Below are 25,817 nucleotides of genomic sequence, written 5' to 3' on the forward strand. Positions count from 1 at the left end.
GCCGAGACAACACGCATGACCGTCGCTTCATCACCGTCCCTTAGCGAGCACGTGCAGGCCATCGCGGCCGGCGCCCATGTCACCGGGCTCGCGTGGCTCGGGACGAAGGCCGCCTTCGCGCTCGGTGACGGCCATGTGCTTCTGACCGACGGCGGCGAGGAGACGCGTGTGCCGACCCATCCCGGCGGCAGCGCCCTGGTGGCGGCGGGTGCCGGCGACGTGCTGGTGACCGGCGGCGACGACGGCCGCATCGTCGCCACGGCTGCTGATGGCTCGACCAGCGAGCGCGGCGAGGAAAAGGGCCGGTGGATCGACGCGGTCGCCGTCGGGCGCGACGGCGCGATCGCCTGGAGCGCCGGCAAGACGGTGCGCGCGCGCGACGGCAAGGGGCAGTTGCGCAGCTTCACGGCGCCGACCACGGCACAGGGCCTCGCCTTTCTGCCGAAGGGCTATCGCCTCGCGGTCGCCCATTACAACGGCGTGAGCCTCTGGTTCCCCAATACGGATGCAACGCCGGATGTGCTTGCCTGGAAAGGGTCGCATATCGGCGTCACAGTTTCGCCTGACGGCAGTTACATCGTCACCGCCATGCAGGAGAATTCTCTGCACGGCTGGCGACTGGCGGACCGCAAGGACATGCGCATGTCGGGCTATCCCGGCAAGACGCGCTCGCTCGCCTGGTCGCATGACGGCCAGTGGCTCGCGACCTCCGGCGCCGATGCGGCCATCATCTGGCCCTTCGACAAGCAGGGCCCCATGGGCCGGGCGCCGCGCGAATGCGGGGTGCGCACCTCGCGGGTCGCCCGCGTCGCCTTCCATCCCAAGGCCTATGTGCTCGCCGCCGCTTATGACGATGGCATGGTGCTCCTCATTCGCCTCACGGACGCCTCGGAGCTGCCGGTGCGGCAGGCGACCGGTAAGCCCGTCACGGCGCTCGCCTGGGATGCCTCCGGCCGCAGGCTCGCCTTCGGCGATGCGGAGGGCGACGCCGGCATCCTGACGCTGCCGACCTGATGCGCTTCGGCCTCTTCGGACGGAAGGAACGGCCGGAGAGCCAGGCGCTCGTCCAGATCAAGGCCTGGGTGAAAGAGCTGTCCGGCGTGAGCGACGAGACGGTCGTCAGCGCCAACGAGATCATCTGCGCGGATCCCTCCTGCCCCGGCGCGGAAACCGTCATCCTCCTCATGGAGCCGGGACGGGCGACACGTGCGCTCAAGGTGAGCCTCGCGGCCGAGGAGGTCACGCGCGACGACATCGCAGCCGCCATTGCCGCCGACCACGCGGACAAGGCGAGTTGAAGGCTCCCGTTGGACAGCGACTAACCGGCGGCAGCGTCGGCGTTGTGTGCAGATGTGGAACGTAGCGGGCGCGCTGCTGTTGTCCGGTTAAGATAGCCGGGCCCGAAGCCCCAACACGTGATTCGCCGCCCATGCTGAAGATGTCGCGCACACTAGGCTTCGCCACCGGCCTCCTGGCGGCCGTTGCCGGCACGCAGCTGCCGGAATTCGCGCAGCAATACCGCCAGCGGCTCGGCGGCGCCATCGACGAATTGCGCACTGTGATGCAACGGTTTGATGCCGACGCGGCGGTCTCGGGCATGGACCGCAGCGAAGCCATGCGGCGGCTCACCGAAAGTTCCGACGCCTTCACGAGCCATCACGGCTCCAGCATGGGCGAGGCGGCGGTACGGCTGGAGCGCCTCCAGGCACAGCAACGCGCCTTTGCCGAGTCCGGTCCGCTGCAGAGGCTCGTCGTCTTCGCCCATGGGACCGATCCGATCCTCGTCGCCAATACCTGGCGCGACTTCGAGCCGGCGACCCCGGTCACGATCGAGAGCTTCACGATCGGCGGGCTCGCCTTCTTCCTCGGCTACGGCCTCATCCGCGCGCTCGCAACGCCCTTCCACCGGCTCAGTCGCCGCCGCCGGCTGCGGGCGGAAGGGCGGATGCGCGCCTGATTCGGTTCCGCGGTCGGCTGGCGATCAACCGCTCTGACGCTGCCGTTCCATCTGGGGAAACACGACATAGAAGCCGAGGCCGTCGCGAGCCGGCAGAGGTAGCAGGCGCTCGACGATGCCGCGGCGCTTGCCGTCGAGCAGGAGGCGTCCGATCGGCTGGAACAGGGTCTCGCCGCTCGTCGGCGTCGCGGGATCCATCAGGATCGCGACAGTGCGCACCGGTCGGCCGCCGCGACCGGAAAGAAGCGCGACGACATGCGCCTCCGCCTCGGCCTTCGCCGTGCCGCGCAGGTCGATAACCGCCTCCGCCTCATGGCGCCCCATGACCCCCCGGAGCTTGTCCGCGTAAAACTCTTCAAAGAAGGGCATAGGCTTTTACTCGCGCTTCCGATCCGTGACGCCGAGGCGCAACTTGTCGCGCCGGCATCTCCCTCACTCATGCCGAAAATAGAGCATGTCTCGAAAAAGTTGCGGATTGTCCAAACCAAAGCACGACTTTTCCCAGAATGGCACGCCGGCGGGGGTATCCCCTGGTTCATGAGGCCCACCGCAGCGGCACGCATCTTGCCCCTCCAACGCACAGAACTGCAACCGTCAAGCGGCGCTCGTTCGCACAGGGGGCAAGATGCTCGATTTTCGTAATCTGTCGGCCGTCATGGCAGCGCAGCGGCCTGATTGGCATTCCGACTGGGCCTGGGACAACTACAAGGACACGCTCGTCGCCTTGATCAGGACCTATCGCCTCAGCCGCCTGTGCGAGATAGGCGGTGGACGAGATCCGTCCTTCTCGGCACAGGAAGCGGCCGAGCTCGGGATTACCCTCACCATCAACGACATCAGCGCCTCGGAACTGGCCAAGGCACCTCCCGGCTTTGCAACTGCCTGCTTTGATATCGCTGGAGACCTCTCCCACGCGGGGCTCGCGCCCGAGCAATTCGATCTCATGTTCTCGCGCATGGTCTTCGAACATGTCGAGGATGTTCGACAGGCCTGGCGCAACATCCACATGCTGCTCGCCCCGGGGGGCATTGCCCTTGCCTTCTTTCCCACGCTCTACGCCTTGCCGTTCGCCGCCAATCACATAGCGCCGGAATGGCTGTCGAGCGCGATCGTCAAGACCTTCTATCCCAATCGCGGCGAGGCTGTCGACGACCCCAAATTCCCGGCCTTCTACGACTGGTGTTTCTCCAGCGAAGACAAGATCGGGCCCATGCTGCAGGAATGTGGCTTCAGCGATGTCGCGATCCAACCCTTCTGGGGCCACGGCTATTTCAACCGGCTGCCGCTCGCGCGGCAACTGGATGATGCGTTCAATGCCTTCGCCGCCAAGCGCGATTGGCGCGCGATGACGGCCTATGCCTATGTGCTCGTGAGGAAGTAGCGGCCACACAAACAGGTCGAGCCTGCAAGCGCCGCCGTTGGTCATCCCGGGTCCGGCAACGCCGGGGCCCGGGATCCAGAAACGATGGCGCACGAAATTATCAGCGCCGTTTTCGCCCCTTCGTAGTCCCGCATCGGTTCTGGATCCCAGGCTCGCGAGCTCACGCTCGCGCCCTGGGATGACTGCGAGCGAGAAATCTACCGCACGATGACGTTCTTGAACTGCCAGGGATCGTCGCGGTCGATGTCCTCGGGAAAGAGCACGCCGCGGTCGACGAGCGGCGTCCAGTCCGTATATTGGCCGATGACCGGGCCGAGATAGGGCATCTGCACCTCGAGGCAACGGCGGAAATCCATCTCGTCCGCTTCCACGACGCCCATCTCCGGGTTTTCCAGGGCCCAGACGATGCCGGCAAGCACGGCCGAGGTCACTTGCAGCCCCGTGGCATTCTGGTAGGGCGCGATACGCCGCGTCTCCTCGATGGAGAGCTGCGAGCCGTACCAATAGGCGTTCTTGCCGTGGCCGTAGAGGAGGACGCCGAGCTCGTCGATGCCATCAACGATTTCATCCTCGTCGAGAATATGCCAGTCCGGCTGCTGCTGCCATTGCGCGCCCGACATCTCGTGGAGGGAGAGAACGGCATCATCGCAGGGGTGATAGGCGTAGTGACAGGTCGGCCGGTACAGGACCTTCTCGCCCTCGCGCACCGTGAAGAAGTCGGCGATCGAGATCGCTTCGTTATGCGTGATGAGAAAGCCGTGCTGTGGGCCGGCCGTCGGCGTCCAGGAGCGCACGCGCGTGGCGGCACCGGGGCGCATCAGATAGATGGCCGCGCCGCTGCCGAAATCATGACCGCGCCCTTCCGGCGGCAGGCTCTTCTCGTGCGTGCCCCAGCCGAGTTCCGCCGGCTGCAGTCCTTCCGACACGAAGCCCTCCACGGACCAGGTATTGACGAAGACGCCGCGCGGCTTCGGTTTCTTCGCGCGCTGGGTGTCGCGCTCGGCGATGTGGATGCCTTTGACGCCGGCTTGGCTCATCAGCCGCGCCCAATCTTCACGCGTCGTAGGCTCCGGCGTCGCGATACCGAGGTCCTGGGCGACATTGATGAGCGCCTGCTTGACCATCCAGGACACCATGCCCGGATTGGCGCCGCAGCAGTTCACGGCCGTGCGGCCGCGACCGAGCGCGCTCTTCAGGGTCAAGACCTCGCTGCGAAGCGCATAATTGGAGCGTTGCGACACTGTGAGCCGCGAGTCGGTGTAGAAACCGGGCCAAGGCTCGGCGACCGTGTCGACGTAGAAGGCGCCGAGCTCCCGCGCCAGCCGCATGATGGCGACCGACGAGACATCCACCGACAGATTGACGATGAGCCCGGGCCCCGGTCCGACCTTGAGGAGCGGCTTCAACAGATCGTCGAAATTTTCGCGCGTGACCGCCTCCTGGATGAAGCGGATGCCGCGCTCGTCGAGAAGCTGCCGGTCCTTGTCCTTCGGGTCGATGACCACGAACTTCGACCTGTCATGGGCGATATGCCGCTCGATGAGCGGCAGCACGCCACGGCCGATCGAGCCGAAGCCGATGAGCACGATGGGGCCTTCGAAACGGGCATGGACGGGCCAATCGGTCATTCTTCATCTCCTCAGGCAGGCGGACAGGCTGCCTGCATACGGGCAAAAGTCTGGGGACACGGGATCACCCCATGTCCCCGTTTCCGACATCAAGGTCAATCCTTTATGACGTCAGGCAGCCTGCGCCACGGCAGCGGGGATCTCCGCCACGGGCAGGAGCGCACCGGTGCCGATCACCAGGCCCCTGGCGCCGGCGAGTGCTCCCGGCACGAGCTCGCGCGCCAGGAAACGCTCGCGCTCATAGGGGCCGGGCAGGCTGAGCCGCTCGGTCAGAGCGGCCGAGAATCCGAAACGCGCGTAATAGGGCGCGTCGCCGACGAGCAGCACCGCGCGATGGCCAAGGGCCTCGGCACGCGCCAGTCCTGCACGCATCATGGCCGCGCCGAGGCCGACGCCGCGCAGTTCGGGCGCAACGGCCAGCGGGCCCAGCAGCAGCGCCGGATTTGAGGCAGCGGCCGTGACATGCCAGAAGCGCAGCGTCCCGACGAGCCGGCCGTCGGCATCATCCGCCGTCAGCGCCAGCCCTTCGGCCGGCAGCCGGCCCTCGCGCAGCCGCTCGCAGGTCTTCAGGAACCGAGCCTCGCCGAAGCAGCGGTCGAGCAGAAATTCACGGGCTGCCACGTCGGCAGCCGTTTCGGTCCGGATGGTGAGGGGCGATACCATGGTCATGGCCGTCATCCTTCGTGCGGCAGGGCTGTGGCCCTGCGCGCCCGCGACAATTCCAGAGCAAGGGGGAAGAGGATGCCGGTGTGCCGGCATCCTCGCCGACGGTGCGAAGCCCGTCAGATGTGGTAGGCGCGCAACGGCGGAAAGCCGTTGAAGGCGACGGCCGAATAGGTCGTCGTATAGGCGCCCGTTCCCTCGATCAGCACCTTGTCGCCGATGGCGAGGCTGACCGGCAGCGCATAAGGTTCGCGCTCATAGAGCACATCCGCCGAATCGCAGGTCGGGCCTGCGATCACGCAATCCGACACCGCATCGCCGTCGCGCGGCGTGCGGATGGGATAGCGGATCGCCTCGTCCATCGTCTCAGCGAGACCGCCGAATTTGCCGATGTCGAGATAGACCCAGCGCAGCGTCTCCTCGGCGCTCTTGGTCGACACGAGGACGACCTCCGCCTCGATCACGCCCGCATCGCCCACCATGCCGCGGCCGGGTTCGATGATGGTCTCCGGGATCGCATTGCCGAAATGCCGGCGCAGCGCCTGGAAGATGGCATTGCCATAGACCTCGACCGCCGGCATCTCCTTGAGATACTTGGCCGGAAAACCGCCGCCGAGATTGACCATCGACAGATGGATGCCGCGCTCCGCGCAGTTGCGGAAGACCTCTGCGGCAGCCGTGAGCGCCTGGTCCCAAGCCTCCGGATTGCCCTGCTGCGAGCCCACGTGAAAGGAGACGCCATAGGCCTCGAGCCCGTTGCGATGCGCATGCTCGAGCACGCTGACGGCGAGCGACGGCTCGCAGCCGAACTTGCGCGACAGCGGCCATTCGGCGCCGGCGCCATCGCACAGGATGCGGCAGAAAACGCGCGCGCCCGGCGCGGCGCGGACGATCTTGTCCACTTCCGCGACGCAGTCGACGGCGAAAAGGCGCACCCCGAGCGCATAGGCGCGGGCGATATCGCGCTCCTTCTTGATGGTATTGCCGAAGGAGATGCGATCCGGACCGGCGCCAGCGGCGAGCACCATCTCGATCTCCGCGACCGAAGCCGTATCGAAGGAGGAGCCGAGCTCAGCCAGCAGCGAGAGCACTTCCGGGGACGGATTGGCCTTCACGGCGTAGAAGACGCGCGTGTCCGGCAGAGCCCTGGCGAAAGTGAGATAATTGTCGCGCACGACCTCCAGGTCGACCACCAGGCAGGGGCCGTCCTCGCGTCGGTTGCGCAGGAATTCGCGAATGCGCTCGGTCATGGCACTCTCCCAAAGGTCATAAGGGGCGCGCATAGCGCCCGGCATGATGCGGATTGACAGAGATCGCGCCGACGCGCTTTGGAGACGCGACGACGGCGACGGCTGCAAACCGACCGTGCTGCCTTGGATTGGATGGGAGAATCCCGTCCGCACGCCCGGCAATGATGGACAAGCCTCTTCGGTAGCCCGGGCCGGCCTTTGGAAAGCCGGCAGAGACCAAAAAAGCCCGTTCCGTCGTTGCTTTAAGCCGCGTCCCCCGTGGAGAACGAGGTGCGCCGGTTTCGCCTCCGGCTGCCAGTCAAGTGGTTCGGAACCACCTCGCATCCTCCTGAGGAGTTTGCGATGTGTCCCGGGCGGCTGTCCGGCCTCTTGTCCGGATGCCCACCGACTAGCACACGGCCACAGGCACGTGCGAAATTGGGCAGGGCTGTAGATAGATGCGATCGGCCCGAAGCTCAAGACCTGTAACGACAAAAGCCGAAAAAAAATCGCGGCCTTCGGCTGGCCCACCCGTGGCCCCCGTTATGCCGCAAATCTCATGGCATGGGCTGGGGAATGTCTTTAATGATGCCGTGCTGTCGCTTCCTTGCTAAATCACTCTCATGAAACAGCTCTCGCGCCGCCGCTTTCTCGAAATGCTCTCCGCGACGGCGGGCCTTGCCCCGACGGTTGCTCTGTCGCAGGCTGCCGCCCCGCAGGGGAACCCGCCCCCGCAGCCGCCGCCTCCGGCAGCCGCGCCCAGGCCGCAATTCCTCTATGACGATGTGGTGCGCCGGGCGCGCGAGCTCGGCAATGTGCCTTTCGAAAGCACGCAACCCGTCTTGCCGGAGCCGTTGGCCCAGCTCGACTATGACAGCTATCGCAACATCCGCTTTAGGCCGGAACGGGCGCTGCTCGGTGCAAGCGGCGGCCCCTTCCGCATGCAGCTGTTCCACCTCGGCTTTCTGTTCAAGCGGCCGGTCACGGTCAATATCATCCGCGAGGGCGTGCCGACGCCCGTGCCCTATTCCACCCAGCTCTTCGATTATGGGCCGCACAAATTCGAGCGGCCGTTGCCGGTCAACATGGGCTTTGCCGGTTTCCGGCTGCACTACCCCCTGAACGACCCCCGAAGCTCCGATGAGTTGATCGCCTTCCTCGGCGCGAGTTATTTCCGCTTCCTCGGGCGGGACCAGCGGTACGGTCTTTCGGCGCGGGGACTTGCGATCAATGCCGGCGGCGAGGAGGAATTTCCTTTCTTCCGCGAGTTCTGGATCGAGACGCCGGCTCCTGGGACCGACCGTGCTGTGATCTACGGTCTGCTCGACAGCGCCTCGATAACCGGCGCTTTCCAGTTCCTGGTCTATCCGAGCAAGCAGACGGTCGTGGACGTGACGGCGACGCTCTTTCCACGCCGCACCGTCAACAAGCTCGGCGTCGCTCCCCTCACCTCGATGTATTTCATCGGCGAAAACGATCGGCGGTTCCTCGATGAATACCGTCCCGAACTGCATGATTCGGACGGCCTGCTCATCCACTCCGGCACAGGCGAGTGGATCTGGCGCCCCCTGCGCAATCCGAAGGAACCGGTCATCTCCGCCTTCGTGGACAACAAGCTCCACGGTTTCGGCCTGCTGCAGCGCGACCGCGCCTTCGAGCATTACCAGGATCTCGAGGTGAATTACGAGCTTCGGCCCGGCTATTGGGTCGAGCCCCGCGGCGACTGGGGCGAGGGGCAGATCGAGCTGGTGGAACTGCCGACCGACAGTGAGGCCAACGATAATATCGTCGCGAGCTGGGTGCCGAAGACCCCGGCCGAACCCGGCCAGACGCTGGTCTATCGCTACCGCATTACTGCGGTCAGCAGCGCAGAGGATCTCCACCCCGGCGGGCGGGCCGTCAACAGCTATCAAACCAAGGCGAAGGCGACCGGCGCGCCCGAACCGGTAAAACCCGGCACGCGGCGTTTCCTGATCGATTTTGCCGGCGATGATCTCGCCTTCTACGAGCACGACCCCAGCTTGGTGCAAGTCGACGCGTCGATCTCGGCGGGCCGGGTAACGCGCACCTCGCTCGTGCCCAATCCCAAGATCGGCGGCTTGCGAGCATCCATCGACGTCGAGGTTGAGCCGGGCCAGGCGGTCGATATCCGCGCCTTCCTGCGCACCGGAAATCGCGCGCTGACGGAAACCTGGATCTATCCCTGGAAGGCGGAGTGAGACAACGCTTCCGTCATTCCGGGCAGCCAAAGCTCCGCTCGTCCGTTTGACGGCTCACCTCACAGCGAAAACCGCTGCACCTCGCGCAAGAGCGTGATGAAGGCATTGGCGCCATGCTCTGCGGCCGCCTCGCCCTTGGCGGCGGTCGCCGCGCTCGCGTCGCCCACCACTCCGGCCGGGTTGAGATCCTGCGCCATCCAGGCAAAGCCTGCCGGCCGGGCAAGCCGCAGCCAGGTAAAGTCCTTCTCCATAGCCTCGCCGCGCGAGGCGAAGGCCGCCGCCTCGCCCATGCGCACCTTGTCGGGTGCAAAGGCGAGCATCAGCGATGTCTCGATGTCGCCGCCATGGATGCCCAGGCGCTGCTCGGCCTCACCGAAGAGGCCGATGGGATAGCCGAAACGCTGCCATGACACGGTCACGACGACGAGACCGAGCGTCACCCGCAGGGCCTGCGCGACGAGGTCCACCACCGCCGAATTGCCGCCGTGCGACGACAGGATGACCAGCTTGCGGCACCCGGCACGCTGAACGCTCTCGCCGATGCGCGTCCAGGCGGCGATCGCTGCTTCCGGCGAAAGCGTAAGCGTTCCGGGAAAAGCCCGGTGTTCCTCGGAGAGGCCGATCGTCTGCACCGGCAGAAAGGATACCGGCATATCGGCCGGCAGCCGCGCAACGACCCGGGCGAGATAACCCTCCATGATCATGGCGTCGGTGCCGAGCGGTAGATGCGGCCCGTGCTGCTCCACGGCGGCGACCGGCAGCACGGCGATGACGTCCTGCATCGGCAGCCGGCTCATATCCGCGGTCGTCAAATCCGACCAGAATGGCGATGGCAGCATGGCGCGGTCCTCCTCACGCGTGCGCCGTTACCTGCGACGAACATGCCGCCAAGGCAAGGGCCAACCTGCAAAACCGGGCCGTGAGGGGGCAATCAGGGCGATCTAGGAGCGTGCGCTGTGCGAATGTCATTGCATCGTCATGGCGAGCGACACATTATTTCGACGGCAATCTTTACTGTTTCATCGTGAAGCTGAAAGATTGCCGCTCACTCGCGGAAAAGGGCTTGGGGGAATGAAGCATCCTGTTGCCAAGAGTGTCGGTTGGGCCTTGGTCTATGCGGCCCGGCTGCATCGTTCACGAATTGGCGAGCGTCTTTCTGCGATCGGGCTGTTTCCCGGTCAGGAGCAGGTCCTGCAAGCGCTCGCCTCGGGCGAGACATCGACCATGGGCGAACTCGCCCAAGTGCTCCGCGTCAAGCCGCCGACGGCATCCAAGACGGTCGCCCGCCTCGCCGCGCAAGGGCTCGTCGAACGGCGCGCCGAGCCGGGCGACGCGCGTGTCATCGTCGTCAGCCTGACACAAGCGGGCGCGGACAAGGTGGCCGCGATCGACAGCCTGTGGCGGGAGATCGAGGACGAACTGCTCGAGGGCTTCGACGGCAAAGACCGCAAGCGCTTGCGCAAGCTCTTACGTAAAATGGCCAAGAACCTGGCCGGCGACAGCGACGACGACGTCGAATTCGAAGAAACCGCCGCCGCCTGACCCGCGCTGGTGCGATGGTTCGCAGCCACCTGATCAGTGCGGCCGTGCCGGCTCGCTGGCGGGCAGGACCTGCACGTCGAGAACGGGCCGGCCGGAGGCGTCGTGGCGCTCGCGGTGCACGACCCTGTCGCCGGGCTTGAGGAGCCCGAGATCGACCTCCCTGTCCGGCAAAACGGCGGTCGCTCGGTTGTTGACGAAGACGATGACCTGGTGACGCCGCATGGCCGCCGCTGCGGCCCAGGCCTTGATCTGCCGAAAATAAGGCTCTTTGCGCCAGGCGGCCGGCTTGCCCGGATCGACATAAACCACCAGCCGCGCGCCGCCGTGCTCGGCGGCCAGCACGAAACCGGCACGCTCCGGCTTCCACTCCGGCCCGAGGAAGGCCTGGGTCAGCCAGAGGCAGGCGAAGGTGCGGCACTCTTGCGGACGGTTGTCATAGTCGCCGCAGCCGATGCCGATCTTGCAGCGGGGACACCAGGCACCTTGCGGCTTGCCGAGCGCCGCGATGCCGAGAACCTTGCAACACAAGGAACAGGTGCCGCAACTGCGCTCCGCGCCGGGTGACGTCATGCGAAGGCCCTGGGCATCGGATGCGTAGCCGACAGACTGCCGACGCAGCCGACCGAGCGCGCGCTCCAGAGCAGGCGCCAGGGCATCGGCAAGCGAGTGTGCAGACGGTGCGGCATATCCGTCACTCTATGGTTCCGCACTGTCTCCGTCTACTCGCCAGCGCAGGCCCGCCGACGGCACGGACTGCAGCCCTTGCAGGGGAGCGTTGCGGCAGTTCGTCTCGTGCGACATCGGGCCGTGCAGTATCCTTGATATTCATTGAGGCATGACCCGAGGCCAGCCGCTTGATGGCTTTCGCGGATGCCCACACAGGTCCGACTATGAGGCTCAAATGATCGCGTTCTTCTGGGCCTTGCAGTCCGGCGAGGGATTGCACTGACACATGCTGGCGCGTCTTCGTTCGCGACATGATCGGCCGGCCTCCGCCCTTCGCCGCAACGCCACAGCATCCAATAAGACGGCTCCGGACGAGCAGCAGCCCCCCGGCCCGGCGCATGAGCGGCCGGGCCATCGCGGCCGGCTGGTCGCCATCGCCTTTGCTCTCGCCGCTGTTCTGGGCTTTGCCTGCATTGATACCAGCGGCAAGTGGCTCAACCAGTACATGGATCCGCTGCAGACCGTCTGGGTGCGCTATTTCGGCAGCGTCGTCTTCGTTCTGGCGCTCGTCAATCCGCTGGGCCGGCCGCGCATCTTCGTGACCCGGGCGCCCGGCCTGCAGGCCACCCGCTCGCTGCTGCTCCTGGTCTCGACTATCCTGAACTTCTGGGCGCTCGTTTATCTGCAGCTGTCGGAGATGAGCGCCATTTCCTTCTCCGCGCCGCTCATGGTGGCGCTGCTGGCCGGGCCGCTCATCGGCGAATGGGCGGGGCCGCGACGGCTCGCCGCCATCGCGGTCGGCTTTCTCGGGGTGCTCGTCATCACCCGGCCGGGTCTCGGCGGCTTCCAGCCCGCCGCCCTGCTTTCGGTGGCCAGCGCCTGTGCCAGCGCGGGCTATACGCTGACGACGCGCATGCTCGCCGCACGCGACCCGCCGGAGACCACGATGGTCTATTCAGGTGCGGCAGGGGTCGTGCTGCTGACGCCGATCATTCCCTTCATCTGGACGGAGCCGGCCTCCCTGCTGATCTGGGGCGTGATGGTGCTGTGCGGCTTCGCCGGCGCGGTCGGGCACTGGTTCTTGATCCTCGCCTGCCGCCATGCGCCGGCACCGGTCCTCGCCCCGTTCAGCTACACCCATATCATCTGGGCGACGCTACTGAGCTACTGGGTATTCGGCCAGGTGCCCGATGCCATGACCCTCGTCGGCGCAGGCATCGTCATTGCCTCGGGCCTCTATCTCCTCCACCGCGAGCGCATCGTCGCGAAAGCCCCGGTCTCGGCTCACTCCTTGACCGCGCCCGTCATTGACGACACGTAGTGCTCGACGAAGAAGGAATAGAGGATGACCACCGGCAGCGACCCGATGAGCGCGCCTGCCATCAGCGATCCCCATTCATAGACGTCGCTGCGCACCAGTTCCGTCAAAACACCGACCGGCACGGTCTTGTTTTCCGACGACTGGATGAAGGTGAGCGCGTAGATGAACTCGTTCCATGAGAGCGTGAAGGCGAAGATGCCGGCCGAGATGAGCCCCGGCACCGACAAGGGCAGCAGCACCTTGATCAGGATCTGCCAGCGCGACGCACCGTCGATCAACGCGCATTCTTCGAGCTCATAGGGGATCGAGCGGAAATAGCCCATGAGCAGCCAGGTGCAGAAGGGCACGAGGAAGGTGGGATAGGTGAAGATCAGCGCGAGCTTGGTGTCGTAGATGCCGAAATTAAACACCATGAGCGCGAGCGGGATGAACAGGATCGACGGCGGCACCAGATAGGCGAGGAAGATCGCAAGCCCCACATATTTGGCGCCGGAGAACCTGAGCCGTTCGATGGAATAGGCCGCAAAGACCGCCGTGACGAGCGACACCACGGTGGCCGCCACCGAGATGACGATCGTGTTCCACAACCAGCCCGGATAGGAGGTCTCGAACAGGAGATAGCGAATATGTTCGAGCGTGGGCTGGACGACCCAGAAGGGGCTGTAGTGCTCGTAGTCGGTGAGCTGGTAATTCGGCTTCACCGCCGTGATCGCCATCCAGTAGAACGGGAACAGCAGCACGAAGACGAAGACGAAAAGCGGCAGATAAACCGTGACGATCCGGCGCGGAAGACGCTCGAGATAGCGCATGCCGCCTTCGTCGCCTTCGATTGCGGCGGCGTTTTTGTTGGCTGTCGCAATGGCCATGTTACTTCACCTTTCCTGCGGCGCGTTTAGTCGGCGCCGCCCTGCTGCCAGCGACGGCGCTGCAGCCCGAAATAGCTGAACAGAATGGCGGCAAGCAGGAAGGGGATCATGGCGACCGCGATGGCCGCGCCCTCCCCCAGATTGCCGCCCGGAATGGCGCGCTGGAACGAGAGCGTCGCCATGAGATGAGTGGCGTTGAGCGGCCCGCCGCGCGTGAGCACGTAGATGAGCTGGAAGTCCGTGAAGGTGAAGAGCACGGAAAAGGTCATGACGACCGCGATGATCGGCGTCAGCATCGGCAGAGTGATGTGCCGGAAGCGCTGCCAGGGCGTCGCGCCGTCCAGGGTCGCCGCCTCGTGCAGCGACTGCGGGATCGTTTGCAGGCCGGCGAGAAGCGAGATCGCGACGAAGGGAATGCCGCGCCAGACATTCGCGGCGATCACCGAGGCGCGCGCATTGGTGGCATCGCCGAGGAAATTAATGTTTGCGTCGATCAGCCCCAGCTTGATGAGCGCCCAGGACAGAATCGAGAACTGCGCGTCATAGATCCACCAGAAGGCGATCGCCGACAGCACCGTCGGCACCACCCAGGGCAGGAGCACGATGGCCCGGAAGAACGCCTTGAACGGCAGATGCTGGTTGAGGATGAGCGCCAGCCAAAGGCCGAGCGCGAACTTCAGGATCGAAGCCGCCACCGTATAGAGGATGGTGTTGAAGACGGACAGCCAGAACACCGTGTCGGTCCAGAGCGACTCGTAGTTCTCGAGACCGATGAAGACCCCCGCGCGACCGATTCGCGTGTCGGTAAAAGCGAGCCAGACGCCGAGCCCGAGCGGATAGGTCAGAAAGACGAGGAGGAAGACCGCCGCCGGCAGGAGGAACAGGAAGCCGAGCAGGTTGCGTCCCTGGGACAGGTCGAAGCGCGGCCTTGCACGCGGCTCGGCTCTGGTCACCGCAATGGTCATACTCACTCCTCGGGATCAGGGCAGCGATGAGATCTCTCATCGCGACTGTCAAAGCAGGATCGGATCAGCCATAAGCGCCCACCCTGCGCCGTGGATGTCTGCACGCAGGGACGACGGCTCCACCGCCCGTTCGATCGGCCGGCTGCTCTACAGGTTAGCCGGCGCGGGATGCACCGGAGAATATATCTCCCAAGCATCCCGCGCCATCAGACTGGTATTAGACCTTGTAATAACGGTTGGCGCGCTGCTCGGCGCGCTTGGCCGCTTCTTCCGGCGTGCGCTGACCCGTCGCCGCCTCCGCGACCATGTCCACCACGATGTAATCGGCCATCACCGCAGCCGAGGCATAGCCGAGCGGGCCGGCATAGCCGTTTGGCCTCAGCGTCTCGGACGCCAGCGCGTAAGGCGCATGCACGGGATCGGCCTTCCACACCGGGTTGTCGGCGAAGGCCTTCAGCGGCTGGCAGCAATAAGCGCTGGCGCCCTGCAGCCAGGCGTCGAACTGCGGCTTGTCATACATGAACTGCAGATAAGCGAGCGCTGCCTGCGGGAACTTCGTGTATTTAAAGATCACCGCGGACGTCGTCTGGTGCAGTTCCACCTTCTGGCCGACTGGCCCGACCGGGAAATTGGTCGTCCTGATGTCCTTGGCCACGTCCGCGAGCTTCGGGTCGTTCTTGGCAGAGTAGTAGAGCGACACGCCATTTGCCGTCACCGAGACCTCGCCTGCGAGGAAGGCGCGGTTGTTGTTGACGTCGAGCCAGCTCTCCGTCCCCGGAATGAAGTTTTTATAGAGTTCGCTGACATAGCGCAGGGCTGCGACGGTCTCGGGGCTGTTGATGACCACCTTGCCGCTCTCGTCCACCATCTTGCCGCCGTGGCTCCACATCACCCAGTGGCAGAAGTTGTTGCCGTCGCCGACACCATGGCCGAGCGTGAAGCCGACGGGATGGCCCTTGGCTTTCAAAGCCTTGCACAATTCGAGAAAGGCGTCGGTCTTGTCGGGGAAGGTCGAGAACCCCGCCTCCTTGACCCAGCTGTCGCGATAGCAGACGGCATTGCCGATGGCCGCCAGCGGCACGGCGATGAATTTGTCGTCGCGCTTGGCATAGCCCTCGAGACCCGGATACCAGCCGCCGTATTTGGCGCCGAGCGAATTGGCGAATTCGGTGACGTCGAGAAGCTTGTCCGGATATTGCTGGGCGTCGTCGAACCAAACCCAGACGATATCGGGGCCGGAGCCGACATTGGCGGCAACCGCCGCCTTCGGCCGGATGTCCTCCCAGCTCTCCTTGTCGATCCTCACCTCGACGCCGGTCGCTTCGGTGAATTTCTTCGTATTCGCGAGCCAGGCATCCTCTTCGCCCTTCACGAAGGGCGACCAGCGCAGCACGCGCAATGAGGCGCCCTTCTCCGGCGTATAGGTCGGGGCCGACTGGGCGAAAGCCCCCTTGCCGAGCAGTGGCAGGCCCGCAGCACCGGCAGCCAAGCTGCCACCCGCGATCATCAGATCGCGCCTTGAAATCGTCATTTGCGTTCCTCCGGAAAGCAGCCTTTTTTCGAGCCGGCGCCCTCTGCCTTCCCCATTTGCAATAATGACCGCCGGCACGTCCGTTGTCTCAGTTCAATCGATCTAATCGAAGACGTCGGTACCCTGAAAGGGGCACCGCGACGACGCTTCAGATGCGGCTGCCCGTTTCCTGATCGAAGAGGTGAACGAGAGCCGGGTCGGGCGCGAGCGGCACGGTGTCGCCTGGACCGACCGTCACGCGTTCGCGGAACACGCCGACGATATCCTGGCCGCCGAGCTTGGCGAAGACCTGCGTTTCCGAGCCCGTCGGTTCCACGACCACCACCTCGGCGGGAATGCCCCGTTCCGCATCGATTACGAAATGCTCGGGACGGATGCCGTAGACCACCGGCCGGTTGTCGGAGCCTTGCGGCACGTCCTTGACCGGTAGCGAGAGGCCGCCATCGGTGACGAAGCGAGGCTGGCCATCGGCGACGATCTTGCCCTTGAGGAGATTCATCGCCGGTGAACCAATGAAGCCGGCAACGAAGAGATTAGCCGGCCGATCATAGAGATCGAGCGGCGCGCCCATCTGCTCGACGACACCGTCGTGCATCACCACGATCTTGTCGGCCATGGTCATGGCCTCAATCTGGTCGTGCGTCACATAGACGGTCGTCGTCTTCAGCCGCTGGTGCAGTTCCTTGATCTCGGTGCGCATCTGCACGCGCAGCTTGGCGTCGAGATTCGACAGCGGTTCGTCGAAGAGGAACACCTGCGGATCGCGTACGATGGCGCGCCCCATGGCGACGCGCTGGCGCTGACCGCCCGAGAGCTGCCGGGGATATCGGTCGAGAAGCTGGGTCAGCCCCAGGATCTCAGCCGCGCGGTTGACCCGCTGCTTGATCTCGGCCTTCGGCGCATTCTTGAGCTTCAGCGAGAAGCCCATGTTGTTCGCGACGGTCATATGCGGATAGAGCGCATAGTTCTGGAACACCATGGCGATGTCCCGCTCCTTCGGGGGGACATCATTGACGACCCGCTCACCGATGCGGATCTCACCGCCGGTGACGCTCTCGAGGCCGGCCACCATGCGCAGGAGGGTCGACTTGCCGCAGCCGGACGGTCCCACCAGAATGACGAATTCGCCGTCGGTGATGTCGATGGAGACACCATGAATGACCGGCGTCGCGCCAAAGGCTTTACGGACGTCCCTGATTTCTACGGATGCCATGGTTGAATGCCGCCTCCCTTGTGCCGTTTTACGGCCCTGCTATTGAGTGCGTCTGGAGCCGCACGATCCTTGCATGGCCATTCTATGGGATCATGCAACGGCTAGGCTAGCTATCACAACGGCGAATTTCAATAATCGGACAATTCGGTGTGAGGGGCCGCGGAAGGCCGCACCAGCCACGACGAGGAGAGATCAGTGAGCCAGGAATCAATGGGCGGGCCGGCGGGCAAGGTGGAGCTCCTGATGCCCGCCCCCATGCAGCCGATCGTGGCGGAGCAGCTCGCCAAGCAGTTCACCCTCCACAGGTTGTGGGAGGCGGCCGACAAGAACGCTTATCTCGACGAGCGCGCCGGCGGCGTTCGCGGCATCGTCACCGGCACTGCCGTGGATGCGGCTCTCATCGACCGCCTGCCATCGCTCGAAATCATCGCGAGCTTCGGCGTCGGCTATGACAAGGTCGACGCGGTGCATGCGGCCAAAAAGGGCGTCATCGTCACGAACACGCCAGATGTGCTCACGGAGGAGGTTGCGGACCTCACCTTGGGCCTTCTTCTCGCCACCGTGCGGCAACTGCCGCAGGCAGACCGCTACCTCCGGACCGGGCGGTGGCTCGAGAAGCCCTTCCCCTTCTCGCCGACGCTGCGCGGACGCAAGGCCGGCATCCTCGGCCTCGGCCGCATCGGCAAGGCGGTGGCGAAGCGCTGCGAGGCCTTCGGCCTCGAGGTCGCCTACCACGGCCGCCGCGCTCAAGCGGATGTGTCTTACCGCTACTATGACAATCTGGTCGCAATGGCAGAGGCGGTCGACATTCTGATCGTCGTCATTCCCGGCGGCAAGGAGACCGATAAGCTCGTCAATGCCGAGGTGCTGAAGGCGCTCGGCCCCGACGGCATCCTTATCAATGTGGCGCGCGGCACGGTCGTCGACGAGGAGGCGCTGATCGCCGCGCTCGTCAATGGCACCATTTGGTCGGCCGGGCTCGACGTCTTCGCGCATGAGCCACAGGTCCCGGCGGAACTCATCGCGCTCGACCATGTCGTGCTGCTGCCGCATGTCGGCTCGGCCACCGAGCATACGCGCAATGCCATGGGCCAGCTCGTCATCGACAACATCAGGTCGTGGTTCGCTGGCAAAGGGCCGGTGACAGCAGTCGCTGAAACGCCCTGGCCGAAGCGGTAGATCAATAGTAGGCAGTCGGTCGGGTTTGCCTCTCCCCCTTGTGGGGAGGGGTAAGGGGTGGGGGTGGTTCCAGCACCGCGAAGACGCTTACAGTCGGGGCGACCGATCGGCACGCGATGCGCTCACCACCCCACCCCGGCTCGCTTTGGCTCGCCGACCCTCCCATAGCAAGTCGGGTGCTCCCGACTTGCGCATTTTATGGCATCTCGGGCAAGCCCGAGATGCCGGGGAGGGTCAAACCCACCGTTTGTCTTCAGAGCGCGAAGCCGCCGTCGGCGAGATGGATCTGGCCGGTGGTATAGCTCGCCTCGTCGGAGGCGAGATAGACGGCGAGCCAGCCGATTTCCTCGGCAGTTCCCAAACGCCCCATCGGCTGGCGATCGATGAAGGCCTGGCGAACGGTCTCCACCGGCTGGTTCGTCTGCGCGGCGAGCGTCGAGATACGCTCATCCAGCGACGGCGAAACGATCGTGCCCGGGCAGATCGCATTGGCGCGGATGCCGCGCTTGATGAAATCCGCGGCGACAGCCTTGGTGAGGCCGATGACTGCGGCCTTAGTCGCGCCATAGGCATAGCGGTTGGGAATGCCACGCACCGAACCGGCTCCCGACGCGATATTGACGATCGAGCCCTTGCCCTTGTCCAGCATGCCCGGCAAGAAGGCCTTGATGGTGCGGTGCATCGACTTGACGTTCAGGTCGAAGGAGAAATCCCAATCCGCTTCCGAACAGTCGAGCACGCTGCCGTGGTGGACGAAGCCCGCGCCATTGAGCAGCACGTCGATCGGCCCGACCTCCTTGGCAAGTGCTTCCACCGCTTCGGTCGAGCGCACGTCGAGCTTCTTGCAGGTCGCGCCATCGAGACCGGCGAGCTTGGCCGTGTCGAGATCGGTCGCGACGACCGTGGCGCCCTCTCGCAGAAAGAGTTCCGCACAGGCCCGGCCAATGCCCTGCCCTGCCGCGGTCACCACGCACAACTTGTTCGAAAGGCGCCCTGCCATCGTTTGCTCCTCGTCCTAGGCTGTCGCCAGACCCTTCATCATGTGCACGATGATGCGGTCGGCCAATTGCTCTTCCCGCTCGATCACATAACCGTTGCGGGCATACCAGGCTATATTCTTCGTGAGTTTCTTGCCCGTGCAGAGACGCAGCACGGAGCGGCCCGATGCCTCGGCCCGGTTCTCCGCAAAGCCGAGGAGCCGCTTGCCGAGCCCGCGCCCCCGGAAAGTGGGCAGCGTGCCGACGCTCGCGATATAGAGATCATCCGGCCGCAGCGTGAGGATGAGCGCCCCGACCGGTATGTCGCGGTCCTCCGCGAGCCAGACTTCATCCCGCGCCAACACCGCATCATAGTCCTCGCGCAGCGGCAGAGGCTCGACGCCGAGGACGTCGCGATTGCCGACGAAGGCGGCATGCTGCAGGGCAACGAGCGCCTCCCGGTCGGCCTCCCCGGCCCGGCGCAGCCTCACGCGCGCCGACAAGGCGTCCCGGTTGAGCGAAGCGAGTGAGGTCTTCTGCCGGCCCTCGGCATCGAAGTTGTCGGGATCGAGCCATTGCGCGAAGGCTGCCCGGCGTGCCGGCCATTCGCCATCGAGCATCGAGAACCAGGCCGTGTCGCGATTGCGGCCCTTGACGATCATATGCTGGTGGAACACACCCTCGAAAACGAAGCCGAAGCGCAGCGCCGCACGCTGGGAGGGCGCATTCAGCGTGTTGCATTTCCACTCGAACCGGCGATAGCCGAGGTCGTCGAAAGCGTAAGCCGCGAGCAGCGCGACGGCTTCTGTGGCGATCGGCGTCCGCTGCAGGCCAGGCGAGAAGAGCACATGGCCCACTTCGATCACGCCGTGCTGCGGCCTTATCTCCATGAGCGCGAGCCAACCGAGCGCCCGCTCGCTCGTGCGGTCGACAACCGCATAGGTCAGCGGATCGTCGAGGCTCGCGCGTTGCGTGAGGAAGGTGCGAAAATCGGCCGGATTCGGAAAGGGGCCGTAGGGCATATAATCCCAGAGATGGTCATGGCCGGCGACGGCTGCCCAGAGGCTGTCGCCGTGCCGGGCGGCATCGAGCGGCTCGAGCCGACAAGAACGCCCGTCAAGCGGCGCACGCGCCGGCGCACCGCGTGCAGGCCGAGGCCCGGCCGCAGCCTGCATCACTGCGATCTCCGGCCTTTGGCGAGGTCCTGGCGGAAAAAGCCGTTGATCTCCTGGAAGGGAACCGCCGTCTCATAGGCCGAGAGATTGCCTTGGGCGAGATCGCGGGCCGCCTGCATGAAGCTGCCCCAGGCGACGCGGCAGAGCCCAGAGCCGCCGCTGACGCAGCGCACGCCGAGATCCTCGAGCTCCTTCAAGCTGACGAGCATCGGATCATGCGCGAGAACCTGCACCGACTTCGGCGCGACGGCTTTGACGAGGGTGGCGATCTGCTCGCGGGTCAAGGCGCCGGGCGCGTAAAGGCAGTCTGCGCCGGCCTCGCTATAGGCGATGAGCCGGTCCACGGCCTGCTCGAAGCTTTCGCCCCCGCCCTGCAGGCTGTCCGTGGTCGCGGTCAGCACGGCGCCTGCCGCGACATCATCGATGACCGCACGCGCCGCCGCGATGCGCTCGGCCGCGAGTTCGACCGGAAAGAGCGGCCGGTTCTTGTCGTTGGTCTTGTCCTCCAGCGACAGGCCGGCAACACCCGCCGCGAGACAGATGCGCACGTTGGAGGCGACGCCCTCCGGTTCATGGGCATAGCCCGACTCGAAATCGGCACTGACGGGCAGATGCGTCGCCGCGACGATTTCGCGGATGTGGTCGAGCATCATGTCGCGCGGCACGGCCCATTCCATGTCAGGGAAGCCCTGCGAAAAGGCGATGCCAGCGCTCGTCGTCGCGAGCGCCTTGAAGCCGAGATGCTGGAGATAGCGCGCCGTGCCGATGTCCCACGGATGGGGCATGACAAAGATGGACGATGCTTCGTGGAGCTTGCGCAAAGCCCGCCGCCGCTGCTGAACGGTCGTCGTCACGGCTCCTCCCAATGTCGGTAGCTCACCCCTGCCGGGCCGCCGCCCCAAAGCCGCCAGCGTGTTTCCTCCAACACGACATTGGCGTTCACATTGTCCGCACGGACGGCGCCATAGTCATTATAGCGCGCAAGGACCCACCCCGACGTCCGGACCCATCGCATCAAGCACAGCTCCAGGCGCGCTGCAACACCGCCAAAGCAGGGGCGCCTTGCATTGAACGCGCAACTCGCCGCCCCCTGGCTTGGGAGCGGCGAGCGCGTCGAGCCGTCAGTGGGCGTTCAGTGGTTGTCGCGCGGAACGCCGTAGGTTTCCGCAACCCGCTGGTATTTCACAGCCGGCTTCAGCACCATACCGTCGGAGAGCTGGTCCACCATGCCGCGCTGGATTTCCTGCCAGGGCGTCTGGCTCGGCGGATATTTGTAGCCTCCGGCCTGCTGAAGCTCGGCACGGCGGCGAGCGAGCTCCTCGTCGGAGATCAGGATATCGGCGGTGCGCTTGCCGAGGTCGATGCGCACGCGGTCGCCGGTTTTCAGGAGGGCGAGCCCGCCGCCCGCGGCCGCCTCCGGCGAGGCGTTGAGGATCGAAGGCGAGCCGGACGTGCCCGACTGGCGCCCGTCGCCGATGCAGGCGAGCGATGTCACGCCGCGCTTCAGGAGATAGGCGGGGGCCTGCATGTTCACGACCTCGGCCGCGCCGGGATAGCCGATGGGCCCGGCGCCACGCATGAACAGAACGGAGTGCTCATCGATGCCGAGCGATTCGTCGTCGATGCGGCGGTGATACTCCTCCGGCCCGTCGAAAACGAAGGCCTTGCCCTCGAAGGCGTTGGGATCCTTTGGATTCGTGAGATAGCGGTCGCGGAACTCCTCGGAGATCACGCTCGTCTTCATGATGGCGGAATCGAAGAGATTGCCGGACAGCACGATGAAGCCGGCATCCTGCATCAAGGCATTCTCGAAGGTGCGGATGACATCGCGGTCCTCCGCCTCTCGGCCGCGGCAATTCTCGCCCATGCTGCGGGCGTTGACGGTGAGCGCCTGCTCACGGATGAGCCCGTGCTTCATGAGTTCGTTGACCACCGCCGGTACGCCGCCGGCACGATGGAACTCCTCGCCGAGATATTTGCCGGCCGGCTGCAGATTGACGAGGAGCGGCACCTCATGGCCGATCGTCTCCCAATCCTTGACCTCGAGCTCGACGCCGATATGGCGGGCGATGGCATTGATGTGGATCGGCGCATTGGTCGAGCCGCCGATCGCCGAATTAACGACGATCGCGTTCTCGAAAGCCTCACGCGTCATGATGTCGGAGGGCTTCAGGTCTTCCCACACCATCTCGACGATGCGCTTGCCCGTCTCGTAGGCGATCTGGCCGCGCTCGCGATAGGGCGCGGGGATAGCGGCGCAACCGGGAAGGCTCATGCCGAGTGCCTCGGCGAGCGCGTTCATGGTCGAGGCCGTGCCCATCGTGTTGCAATGGCCGACCGACGGTGCCGATGAGGCGACAAGGTCGATGAAGCGCTCGTAGTCGATCTTGCCCTCGGCGAGGAGCTCGCGCGCCTTCCACACGACGGTGCCGGAGCCCGTGCGCTCGCCATGGAACCAGCCGTTGAGCATCGGTCCGCCTGAGAGCACGATGGACGGAATATTGACCGTCGCCGCCGCCATGATGCAGGCGGGCGTCGTCTTGTCGCAGCCCGTCGTCAGCACGACGCCGTCGAGCGGGTAGCCGTAGAGCACCTCGACCAGGCCGAGATAGGCGAGATTGCGATCGAGCGAGGCGGTCGGGCGCTTGCCCGTTTCCTGGATCGGATGAACGGGGAATTCCATGACGACGCCGCCGGCGGCGAGAATGCCCTCGCGCACGCGCTTGGCGAGCTCGATGTGATGGCGATTGCAGGGCGAGAGATCCGACCCGGTCTGGGCGATGCCGATGATCGGCTTGCCCGACTGCAGCTCCTCGCGCGTCAGCCCATAGTTGAGATAACGCTCGAGATAAAGCGCTGTCATGCCCGGGTTGTCCGGATTGTCGAACCACTCCCGCGACCTGAGCTTGCGCTGCGCCTCACCGGAATTGCCCATGGCCATACCTCCCGCGCGCCGGTATCCCGACCGCTCCTTTGGATTTCCTCTAAATCATCATCAGAAATGGCGCCCGAAATCAATCGTCGGACGATTGCGCTGGCGTCAAGGCTCGGTTGCAAACCATCGCGCGGACCGGCCGCTCGTTGGAGTTGAACACGGCCGCGCGCCGCGCTAGGCCTCTTCGTCAGGAGGAAACTCATGCCATCCATTGTTCCGGCCTTTAGCCGCATCGGCGAGGAAAATGCCTTTGCGGTCCTTGCCCGCGCCACGGCGCTTGCGGCACAGGGCCGCGACATCATCAATCTCGGCATCGGCCAGCCGGATTTCGCGACGCCCCCGCATATCGTCGAAGCGGCCGTCAAAGCGCTGCGCGACGGCCACCACGGCTATACGCCGGCCACCGGAATCCTGCCGCTGCGCGAGAGCGTGGCCACCGACATCGACCGCCGCCTCGGCGTGACCGTCTCGCCGGACGACGTCATCATCGTGCCCGGCGGCAAGGTGACGATGTTCATGGCGATCATGATGTTCGGCGAGCCGGGCGCCGAGATCCTCTATCCGGATCCGGGCTTTCCCATCTATCGCTCGATGATCGAGTTCACCGGCGCGACGCCGGTTCCCGTGCCGATCCGCGAGGAGAACGGCTTTGCCTTCTCAGCCGAGGAAACGCTCGGGCTCATCACGCCGCGCACGCGCCTCCTCATCCTCAACTCGCCCGCCAATCCGACGGGCGGCGTGACGCCCAAGGCCGAGATCGACAAGCTGGTCGCCGGCCTTGCCGCCCATCCGAATGTCGCGGTCCTTTCGGACGAGATCTACGGGCAGATGGTCTACGACGGCGAGGCGCATGTCTCGCTCCTGCAATATCCGGAGATCCGCGACCGGCTCATCCTGCTCGACGGCTGGTCGAAGACCTACGCGATGACCGGTTGGCGCATGGGCTTTTCCGTCTGGCCGAAGCCCTTCCTGGAAGCCGCCCGCAAGCTCGCCGTCAATTCCTATTCCTGCGTCAATGCCGCGGCGCAATGGGCGGGGCTCGCCGCCCTCACCGGGCCGCAGGACTGCGTGACCGCGATGGTGGAAGAGTTCGACCGCCGGCGGCAGATCGTCGTCGAGGGCCTCAACGCCCTGCCCAATGTCAGCGCGGCAACGCCGAAGGGCGCCTTCTACGCCTTCCCGAATATCAGCCGCACCGGCTGGAAGGCAAAGCCGCTCGCCACCGCGCTTCTGGAGGAGGCGGGTGTGGCGGTGATCGGCGGACCGGACTTCGGCATTCTCGGCGAAGGCTACATCCGCCTGTCCTATGCCAATTCGGCCGAGAATATCCGCGCAGCGCTCGGGCGCATGCGCAACTTCCTGCTGGAGCGACGGCCGAGTTGAGGCGCCCACCTCCCCCCTCGAGGGGGGAGGGAATACCGGCGGGCTTGACCTACACCTTCGTGCTTGCCGCCGCCGTATCGAGATGGGCGACGAGCGCCGGGTCGAGCCCCAAGGCTTCGCTCAGATCCTTCAGAAAGGCCGTTTCCTCGGGAGTATCGGGCTCGATGGCGAGCCGCGCCGCCGTATAGATCTGGGCCGCGAGCTCAGGCGTCGTCGCCGCCGCCGCAAGCCGGTTGACCGACGCGGGATTGGCGAATTCCGAATCGAGAAAGCGGGTCGCCTCCAGGTCGAAGCCGGTCTGCTGCAGGCTGCCGACGATGCGCCCGCGTTCGGCCGGATCGATATGGCCGTCGCAGTTCGCCGCCGCGATCATGGCACGCACCAGGACGAGCGCCGTATCCTGCGAGGCCGCGCCGGCATCGAAGGCAGACCCTGTAGGCGCCGGCTGGGCAGGAAGCAGCGCTTGGGCGGAGGCCGGCGGGGCATCACCGCTTTGCCAAGCCTGATAGGCCTTGTAGGCGAGGCCGGCGATAAGGCCGAGGCCGCCGATCTTGGCCGCAGACGTCGTGATGGACCGGCCGGACTTGGAGCCGAGCAGAAGGCCGGCGAGCCCGCCCATGACGGCGGTTGCGGTCTGTTGCCCGGCCGGCGTCTGCAGAAAATCCCGGGCCCGCGTGACGAGATCGCCGACATTGGGCGTCCCGGCACGGCCCGGGGCGCCGGGCTGGGAAGCCTGGCCCTTGCCGCCGAGCTGGCTGAGCACGGTGCCGAGAAGGCCGCCGAGCCCCGCATTCGCATCGGGGCCGATATCGACGCCGGAAGCGGAGGGAGCGGAGCCAGGCTGGGCGGACCCGCCCTGCTGGCGCGGCGCGGAGGCTGAGGCGACGAGCACGTCGAGAAGCTTCTTGGCGTCGAACATGGTCCTCTCCGATTCAGGGTTGACGGAGAAGGTAAGGCGGGCCGGAACAAAGCGCCAGAGCGGCGGCG

The 25,817-nt window shown here is 65.4% G+C and carries 25 protein-coding genes; 9 read left to right on the forward strand and 16 right to left on the reverse strand.

The window, feature by feature from the left end:
- Positions 1–15 precede the first annotated feature (15 nt).
- The 3 genes from ACFQU1_RS15685 (at position 16) to ACFQU1_RS15695 (ending at position 1,957) form a co-directional block, all read left to right on the forward strand.
- Positions 16–1,014, forward strand: coding sequence for a WD40 repeat domain-containing protein (locus tag ACFQU1_RS15685; RefSeq protein ID WP_378134230.1), 999 nt, complete (start codon positions 16–18; stop codon positions 1,012–1,014).
- Positions 1,014–1,298: a hypothetical protein gene (locus ACFQU1_RS15690; RefSeq protein WP_378134232.1), complete on the forward strand. Its 285-nt coding sequence runs from the start codon at positions 1,014–1,016 to the stop codon at positions 1,296–1,298. The genes ACFQU1_RS15685 and ACFQU1_RS15690 overlap by 1 nt, the downstream gene beginning before the upstream one ends.
- A 131-nt stretch (positions 1,299–1,429) precedes the next feature.
- Entirely contained in the window at positions 1,430–1,957 is a 528-nt protein-coding gene (locus tag ACFQU1_RS15695) for a DUF2937 family protein (RefSeq protein ID WP_378134234.1), read from the forward strand.
- 24 nt (positions 1,958–1,981) lie between these two features.
- Here ACFQU1_RS15695 and ACFQU1_RS15700 read toward each other — a convergent pair whose 3' ends face one another.
- Positions 1,982–2,326: a hypothetical protein gene (locus tag ACFQU1_RS15700; RefSeq protein ID WP_378134236.1), complete on the reverse strand. Its 345-nt coding sequence runs from the start codon at positions 2,324–2,326 to the stop codon at positions 1,982–1,984.
- Positions 2,327–2,582: 256 nt separating this feature from the next.
- Here ACFQU1_RS15700 and ACFQU1_RS15705 point away from each other — a divergent pair, with 256 nt between their 5' ends.
- On the forward strand, positions 2,583–3,338 hold the full coding sequence (locus ACFQU1_RS15705) for a class I SAM-dependent methyltransferase (RefSeq protein WP_378134238.1): 756 nt from the start codon (positions 2,583–2,585) through the stop codon (positions 3,336–3,338).
- Positions 3,339–3,535: 197 nt separating this feature from the next.
- On the opposite strand, the gene ACFQU1_RS15710 is transcribed toward ACFQU1_RS15705, so the two are convergent.
- From ACFQU1_RS15710 to ACFQU1_RS15720, 3 genes are all read right to left on the reverse strand, one after another.
- Positions 3,536–4,966: a homospermidine synthase gene (locus tag ACFQU1_RS15710; RefSeq protein WP_378134240.1), complete on the reverse strand. Its 1,431-nt coding sequence runs from the start codon at positions 4,964–4,966 to the stop codon at positions 3,536–3,538.
- Positions 4,967–5,077: 111 nt separating this feature from the next.
- Complete coding sequence (locus tag ACFQU1_RS15715) at positions 5,078–5,635, reverse strand: GNAT family N-acetyltransferase (protein ID WP_378134243.1); 558 nt, start codon at positions 5,633–5,635, stop codon at positions 5,078–5,080.
- A 113-nt stretch (positions 5,636–5,748) separates the two neighbouring features.
- Complete coding sequence (locus ACFQU1_RS15720; RefSeq protein ID WP_378134245.1) at positions 5,749–6,879, reverse strand: type III PLP-dependent enzyme; 1,131 nt, start codon at positions 6,877–6,879, stop codon at positions 5,749–5,751.
- 602 nt (positions 6,880–7,481) lie between these two features.
- On the opposite strand from ACFQU1_RS15720, the gene ACFQU1_RS15725 reads away from it, so the two are divergent.
- Positions 7,482–9,077 carry a glucan biosynthesis protein gene (locus ACFQU1_RS15725; protein WP_378134246.1) on the forward strand — a complete coding sequence of 532 codons (1,596 nt, stop codon included), beginning with the start codon at positions 7,482–7,484 and terminating at the stop codon, positions 9,075–9,077.
- 59 nt (positions 9,078–9,136) lie between these two features.
- Here the strand turns inward: ACFQU1_RS15725 and ACFQU1_RS15730 are convergent, their stop codons facing one another.
- Positions 9,137–9,916 (reverse strand): creatininase family protein, encoded by a 780-nt coding sequence (locus ACFQU1_RS15730; RefSeq protein ID WP_378134248.1) that lies wholly within the window; start codon positions 9,914–9,916, stop codon positions 9,137–9,139.
- Positions 9,917–10,184: 268 nt separating this feature from the next.
- On the opposite strand from ACFQU1_RS15730, the gene ACFQU1_RS15735 reads away from it, so the two are divergent.
- Positions 10,185–10,619, forward strand: a complete 435-nt coding sequence (locus ACFQU1_RS15735) for a MarR family winged helix-turn-helix transcriptional regulator (protein WP_378134250.1) — start codon at positions 10,185–10,187, stop codon at positions 10,617–10,619.
- A 33-nt stretch (positions 10,620–10,652) separates the two neighbouring features.
- Here the strand turns inward: ACFQU1_RS15735 and ACFQU1_RS15740 are convergent, their stop codons facing one another.
- Positions 10,653–11,189, reverse strand: coding sequence for a hypothetical protein (locus tag ACFQU1_RS15740; protein WP_378134252.1), 537 nt, complete (start codon positions 11,187–11,189; stop codon positions 10,653–10,655).
- A gap of 382 nt (positions 11,190–11,571) precedes the next feature.
- Here ACFQU1_RS15740 and ACFQU1_RS15745 point away from each other — a divergent pair, with 382 nt between their 5' ends.
- Entirely contained in the window at positions 11,572–12,606 is a 1,035-nt protein-coding gene (locus ACFQU1_RS15745) for a DMT family transporter (protein ID WP_378134254.1), read from the forward strand.
- On the opposite strand, the gene ACFQU1_RS15750 is transcribed toward ACFQU1_RS15745, so the two are convergent.
- The 4 genes from ACFQU1_RS15750 to ACFQU1_RS15765 all read right to left on the reverse strand — a co-directional run bounded on the left by ACFQU1_RS15750 (position 12,570) and on the right by ACFQU1_RS15765 (position 17,181).
- On the reverse strand, positions 12,570–13,472 hold the full coding sequence (locus tag ACFQU1_RS15750; protein WP_378134256.1) for a carbohydrate ABC transporter permease: 903 nt from the start codon (positions 13,470–13,472) through the stop codon (positions 12,570–12,572). The genes ACFQU1_RS15745 and ACFQU1_RS15750 overlap by 37 nt on opposite strands.
- 26 nt (positions 13,473–13,498) lie before the next feature.
- The gene (locus ACFQU1_RS15755; RefSeq protein ID WP_378134258.1) at positions 13,499–14,437 is read right to left on the reverse strand and encodes a carbohydrate ABC transporter permease; all 939 of its coding nucleotides are present in this window, start codon (positions 14,435–14,437) and stop codon (positions 13,499–13,501) included.
- Between the two features lie 217 nt (positions 14,438–14,654).
- On the reverse strand, positions 14,655–15,968 hold the full coding sequence (locus ACFQU1_RS15760; RefSeq protein ID WP_378134260.1) for an ABC transporter substrate-binding protein: 1,314 nt from the start codon (positions 15,966–15,968) through the stop codon (positions 14,655–14,657).
- A gap of 148 nt (positions 15,969–16,116) precedes the next feature.
- Positions 16,117–17,181 (reverse strand): ABC transporter ATP-binding protein, encoded by a 1,065-nt coding sequence (locus ACFQU1_RS15765; protein WP_378134262.1) that lies wholly within the window; start codon positions 17,179–17,181, stop codon positions 16,117–16,119.
- Positions 17,182–17,391: 210 nt separating this feature from the next.
- Here ACFQU1_RS15765 and ACFQU1_RS15770 point away from each other — a divergent pair, with 210 nt between their 5' ends.
- A complete protein-coding gene (locus tag ACFQU1_RS15770; RefSeq protein ID WP_378134402.1) occupies positions 17,392–18,360 on the forward strand; it encodes a 2-hydroxyacid dehydrogenase in 969 nt (322 codons plus the stop codon).
- 253 nt (positions 18,361–18,613) lie between these two features.
- On the opposite strand, the gene ACFQU1_RS15775 is transcribed toward ACFQU1_RS15770, so the two are convergent.
- The 5 genes from ACFQU1_RS15775 to ACFQU1_RS15795 all read right to left on the reverse strand — a co-directional run bounded on the left by ACFQU1_RS15775 (position 18,614) and on the right by ACFQU1_RS15795 (position 23,447).
- Complete coding sequence (locus ACFQU1_RS15775) at positions 18,614–19,360, reverse strand: SDR family oxidoreductase (RefSeq protein ID WP_378134264.1); 747 nt, start codon at positions 19,358–19,360, stop codon at positions 18,614–18,616.
- A 15-nt stretch (positions 19,361–19,375) separates the two neighbouring features.
- The gene (locus ACFQU1_RS15780) at positions 19,376–20,512 is read right to left on the reverse strand and encodes a GNAT family N-acetyltransferase (protein WP_378134404.1); all 1,137 of its coding nucleotides are present in this window, start codon (positions 20,510–20,512) and stop codon (positions 19,376–19,378) included.
- Positions 20,512–21,366, reverse strand: coding sequence for an isocitrate lyase/phosphoenolpyruvate mutase family protein (locus tag ACFQU1_RS15785; RefSeq protein ID WP_378134266.1), 855 nt, complete (start codon positions 21,364–21,366; stop codon positions 20,512–20,514). Before ACFQU1_RS15785 ends, ACFQU1_RS15780 begins: the two co-directional genes overlap by 1 nt.
- Positions 21,363–21,527, reverse strand: a complete 165-nt coding sequence (locus ACFQU1_RS15790; RefSeq protein ID WP_378134268.1) for a hypothetical protein — start codon at positions 21,525–21,527, stop codon at positions 21,363–21,365. The genes ACFQU1_RS15785 and ACFQU1_RS15790 overlap by 4 nt, the downstream gene beginning before the upstream one ends.
- A gap of 117 nt (positions 21,528–21,644) precedes the next feature.
- Complete coding sequence (locus ACFQU1_RS15795) at positions 21,645–23,447, reverse strand: IlvD/Edd family dehydratase (protein WP_378134270.1); 1,803 nt, start codon at positions 23,445–23,447, stop codon at positions 21,645–21,647.
- A 201-nt stretch (positions 23,448–23,648) separates the two neighbouring features.
- Between ACFQU1_RS15795 and ACFQU1_RS15800 the strand changes: the two genes are divergently transcribed.
- Positions 23,649–24,830 (forward strand): pyridoxal phosphate-dependent aminotransferase, encoded by a 1,182-nt coding sequence (locus tag ACFQU1_RS15800; protein ID WP_378134272.1) that lies wholly within the window; start codon positions 23,649–23,651, stop codon positions 24,828–24,830.
- A 49-nt stretch (positions 24,831–24,879) separates the two neighbouring features.
- Here the strand turns inward: ACFQU1_RS15800 and ACFQU1_RS15805 are convergent, their stop codons facing one another.
- Positions 24,880–25,749 carry a tellurite resistance TerB family protein gene (locus tag ACFQU1_RS15805; RefSeq protein ID WP_378134274.1) on the reverse strand — a complete coding sequence of 290 codons (870 nt, stop codon included), beginning with the start codon at positions 25,747–25,749 and terminating at the stop codon, positions 24,880–24,882.
- Between the last annotated feature and the right edge of the window lie 68 nt (positions 25,750–25,817).

The sequence above is a fragment of the Chelatococcus sp. GCM10030263 genome (assembly GCF_042666455.1).
Classification (GTDB): Bacteria; Pseudomonadota; Alphaproteobacteria; order Rhizobiales; family Beijerinckiaceae; genus Chelatococcus.